The organism is Polyangium sp. 6x1 (assembly GCF_029946515.1).
In the GTDB taxonomy this organism is placed as follows: Bacteria; Myxococcota_A; Polyangia; order Polyangiales; family Polyangiaceae; genus Polyangium.
In genome coordinates this window covers 1-3,886 of record NZ_JARZHH010000161.1, presented here as the reverse complement: position 1 = coordinate 3,886, position 3,886 = coordinate 1, and the positions used below count along the sequence as shown (strand labels likewise).

Here is a 3,886-nt window from a genome sequence, read left to right as displayed (position 1 = left end):
CCGCGTCGTCGCCTTCGATCGCGGCCCGCAGCGCCGATGCGAGCGCCACGGGGTTCGGCGCGAGCGCGTCGGCGCGGGCGAGCTCGCGCGCCGCCGTCGCCATGTCGCCGCGCTCGTAGGCGGCCGCGCCGCGGTCGTAGGCCGCCTTCGCTTCGGTCGCGGCGGGCTCCGCGGCTCGGCTCGGGGCCGCGCAGAGGAGCACGAGCGCGGCGGCGGCGAAAGCAAAGGTCATCCGGCCGTGCGAGCGATCGCGTCGCATGAGGGCCCGAGCCTACCACAAGACCCCTCCACGAAGATCGGCCCGGGGAAACGTTTGCCGTAGCAACGGCCCGGCTTCCTCCTTGGCGGCTGCGCGCTCCTCTTGATAGCTTGCGCGTTCGTGGCCACCGTCCTTCGAAGAACGCGCTGCGCGATTGTCCTTTGCGCCACGGCGTCCGCGTTCGTGACGAGCTGCGCATACGACTGGGAGGTCGGCGCGCCCGCTACGGTGGACGCCGGCGCGGGGGCGGGCGGCGCGGGCGGCGGCGGCGTGGATTGCGCGGCGCTGCGAGACGATCTCGAGGCCACGCGCGCGCTCGCGAAGTCGTGTGTCCTCGGCGCCGCGGGGCAGTGCGCGGAGAAGGTCACGGACGAATGCGGCTGTAGCTCCTACGTGAAGACGGGCGGCAGCGCCGAGGCGCAAGGCTTCGCCGCCGCGGTCGAGGCGTTCCAGGCGGCCGGCTGCATGCCGTCGTGCGCGGGGAGCTGCTCCGTACTCGTCTCGGGAATGTGCCTCATCGTGGGCGGTCAGGCGCCGTCCTGTACGCCTTGACGTCGTTCGTCCTGTAAAACTCTACGTCCCCCGACAAAAAGAATCTCCCGTTAGGCGCGGATCTCCGGTCGGCGAGCACATCCTGGGTCGATGTGGTAGACGGTGGTTTGGAGGGGAGGGCGTATGCTTGGCATTCGCAAGGGGACGGGTCTATTCATCGCCGCCATCATGGTGGCTTCGTGTGGGGACGCGGATTGGTTTTCCCTGCCGGATCTCGACGTCCCAGACGAGGCGCTCTCCGGCATTTCGGCCGACGCGCTGTCGCTCGCGGACGTGAATCCGGCCGCGGGCGAGATCGGGTGCCGGTCCGCGACCACGCTCGGGGCGCTCGCAACTTGTCTGCGGGATACGATGCCCATTTCGGGCTCCGAGGGATACCGCGCGCCGTCCTCGACGGCCCTCGGCGACATCCGCACGGCGGTCTCCCGCATGCTGAACGGGAATTGCAATTTCGTGCTCGGCGGCAGCATCGCGTCGGTCATGGAGCTCCGTCCGTTCACGGACGCCGAGAACGGCAAGACGTATTGCGTGCTGCTCGAAAAGGGGGACGCGAACGGGGACGGATACCTCGATCGAGGCTGGGGCACGTTCATCGTGGATCCTGCCGCCTCGCGCGAGCTCTCGCACCAGGCGCCGCACCCGCTCGCGGACCTCGACACCGAGCTGCAGGCCATCGAGCTGTTCAAGCGGACGGAGTCCCGGAGCTTCCTCATGTGCGGCGCGCACCGGAATGCGAACGCGGGCCAGGCCTGCGACAGCAGTTACCGCAAGGCTGACTGCGCGCACGACACGGGCAGCCTGTTCTTCGCGGCCGCGCGTGAGATCTCCGCGTTTTACGGCGCCCGCCCGCATCACCAGATCCAGTGGCACGGAATGGCGTCCGATAGCTGTGAAGGCGTCACGGCCTACATCTCGCCCGGGCTCGCGGGGGCGCCGCCGGCGGACTCTCCCGCGCGCACGCTCGACAGCGAGGCCGAGCGGGCGAACCCGCTCTGGAGGGTCACGATGCCCGGCAGCGGCACGTGCGGATTGAATGCCACGGACAACGTCGAGGGGCGCCATTTGAACGGGATCTCCGTCGAGAGCGCGTGCTCGACCGAGCCGACGACGACGAATGGCAAGTTCCTGCACGTCGAGCAAAAGCGCGAGGCGCGTGATCCGAGCCTCTGGGTCACCCCGGTGACCCGGGCGTTCCCGATCCCGAGCCCCACGCCGCCGACTTCCCTTGCGGCGAGCGCGCAGCCGGGGCGCATCAACCTGACCTGGGTCGCCTCGAACGGCGCGAGCCGCTACGAGGTCCGGCGCAGCACGACGAGCGGCGGCCCGTATGCGGTCGTCGCGACCGTCAATGCGACGAGCTGGGCCGATACGAACGTCGTCACGCGCCAGCAGTATTTTTACGTGGTCGCCGCGGCGAACTCGCTTGGCACGAGCGCGCCTTCGAACCAGGCCGTGGTCCGCGCGCGTTGATGGCCGAGGGGACAAACATCCCGACGCGCAGGGGCGCGGCTTCGTGACGTGAGCTCGCGGGCGCGACCGGCCTTCTCGAAGGCTGGTCGCGCGACCGCGTCGCCGCGCGGCCCTACGATCCCGCCGCCGCATATCGCGCCGGCGAGGTGATCAGCCATGGCCGCTTCGGCGAGGGCGTGGTCGTCGCGGATGGGCGCGACGGGCGCGTGGAGATCGACTCCCCGAGCGGCCGCAAGAAGCTCGTCTGCGCCGGTTCTTGAAGGGGCGCCGCCTCTCTCCCGCTTCGCCCCCGCGCTGGACGCGCCCTCTGCGTCACGCGTGACGCCCCCCGGCGCCGGGATTCGGTGCGACGCGCGTGACGCGCCCCGGGGCCATTTCCCGCGAATTTGCGAGGAAAGCGAGGCGCTGCGTCGTGGCATGCCGCCTGCTCATGGGTCGTCTCCGAACACCTCGCAAACGCAGGAGAACGAACCATGTCGCGCTCGATGACCCGCTCTGCCCTCGTCCTCGCCCTCGTCACCCTCGGCGCCGGTTGCCTCGGCACGCCCTCTGACGACGGCGAAATGCTCGCCGATACCATTGCGACCGACGCCTCGGGCCTCACGACCGTGACCGGTTTCGGCTCGAACCCGGGCAACCTCAAGATGTACACGTATTCCCCGGCGGGCGTGGGCGCGGACGCGCCGCTCGTGGTCGTGATGCACGGCTGCACGCAATCGGCGCTCGATTACGTCAAGGCGGGCTGGAACAGCCTCGCCGACACGTGGAAGTTCCACGTGATCTACCCCGAGCAGCAATCGGCGAACAGCACCACGCGTTGCTTCAACTGGTACGAGCTCGGCGACATCCAGCGGGATCAGGGCGAGGCGCTCTCGATCAAGCAGATGGTCGACTGGATGAAGGGGCAGGTATCCATCGACGACGACCGCGTCTTCGCGACGGGCCTCTCCGCGGGCGCGGCCATGACGGCGGTGATGATCGCGACGTACCCTGATGTCTTCTCGGGCGGCGCGATCATCGGAGGCATTCCGTACCGCTGTGCCGCGGGCTCCGCGGATCTCACGAAATGCATGGGCGGCGTCGATCGCACGGCGACGGTCCTCGGCGACGTGGTGCGGAACGCGGTGCCGGGGTATGCCGGTCCGCGCCCGAAGGTTTCGATCTGGCACGGCACGAGCGATGTGATCGTGAAGCCGCTCAATGCGACCGAGCTCGTCGAGCAATGGACGAACGTGCACGGCGCGGACGCGACGGCCGACGCGACGTGGACGATCGACGGCGCGACGCGGAAGGAGTATCGCGACGCGAACGGCGAGACGATCGTCGAATTCTGGTCGATTCCGAACATGGGCCACGGCGCGCCGGTGGATCCCGGATTCGCCGCGGCGGGCGGCTGTGGGAGCGCGGGCGCGTACATCCTCGATGTCAATCTCTGCTCGGCGTATCGCATCGGGCAGTTCTTCGGCCTCGACCAGGGCGTGCCGGGGGATGGAAGCGGCGGCGCGGGCGGGACGGGCGGTGCAGGTGGCACGGGCGGCACGGGCGGCACGGGCGGCACGGGCGGCACGGGCGGCACGGGCGGGACCGGCGGCGCAGGCGGCAGCG

The 3,886-nt window shown here is 69.9% G+C and carries 3 protein-coding genes and 1 pseudogene; 3 read left to right on the top strand and 1 reads right to left on the bottom strand.

Annotated features, from left to right (window positions below):
- A pseudogene (locus tag QHF85_RS49530) lies at positions 1–259 on the bottom strand (hypothetical protein); the annotation flags it as partial.
- Positions 260–379: 120 nt separating this feature from the next.
- On the opposite strand from QHF85_RS49530, the gene QHF85_RS49525 reads away from it, so the two are divergent.
- From QHF85_RS49525 to QHF85_RS49515, 3 genes are all read left to right on the top strand, one after another.
- Positions 380–811: a hypothetical protein gene (locus QHF85_RS49525; RefSeq protein WP_281334547.1), complete on the top strand. Its 432-nt coding sequence runs from the start codon at positions 380–382 to the stop codon at positions 809–811.
- A 123-nt stretch (positions 812–934) separates the two neighbouring features.
- Complete coding sequence (locus tag QHF85_RS49520) at positions 935–2,281, top strand: fibronectin type III domain-containing protein (protein ID WP_281334546.1); 1,347 nt, start codon at positions 935–937, stop codon at positions 2,279–2,281.
- 485 nt (positions 2,282–2,766) lie between these two features.
- On the top strand, positions 2,767–3,886 hold a 1,120-nt coding region (locus tag QHF85_RS49515), incomplete at its 3' end, for a PHB depolymerase family esterase (RefSeq protein WP_281334545.1).

Excerpts from the sequence above, each read along its gene's own strand:
- QHF85_RS49520 (WP_281334546.1), top strand. The coding sequence starts at position 935 with ATGCTTGGCATTCGCAAGGGGACGGGTCTATTCATCGCCGCCATCATG.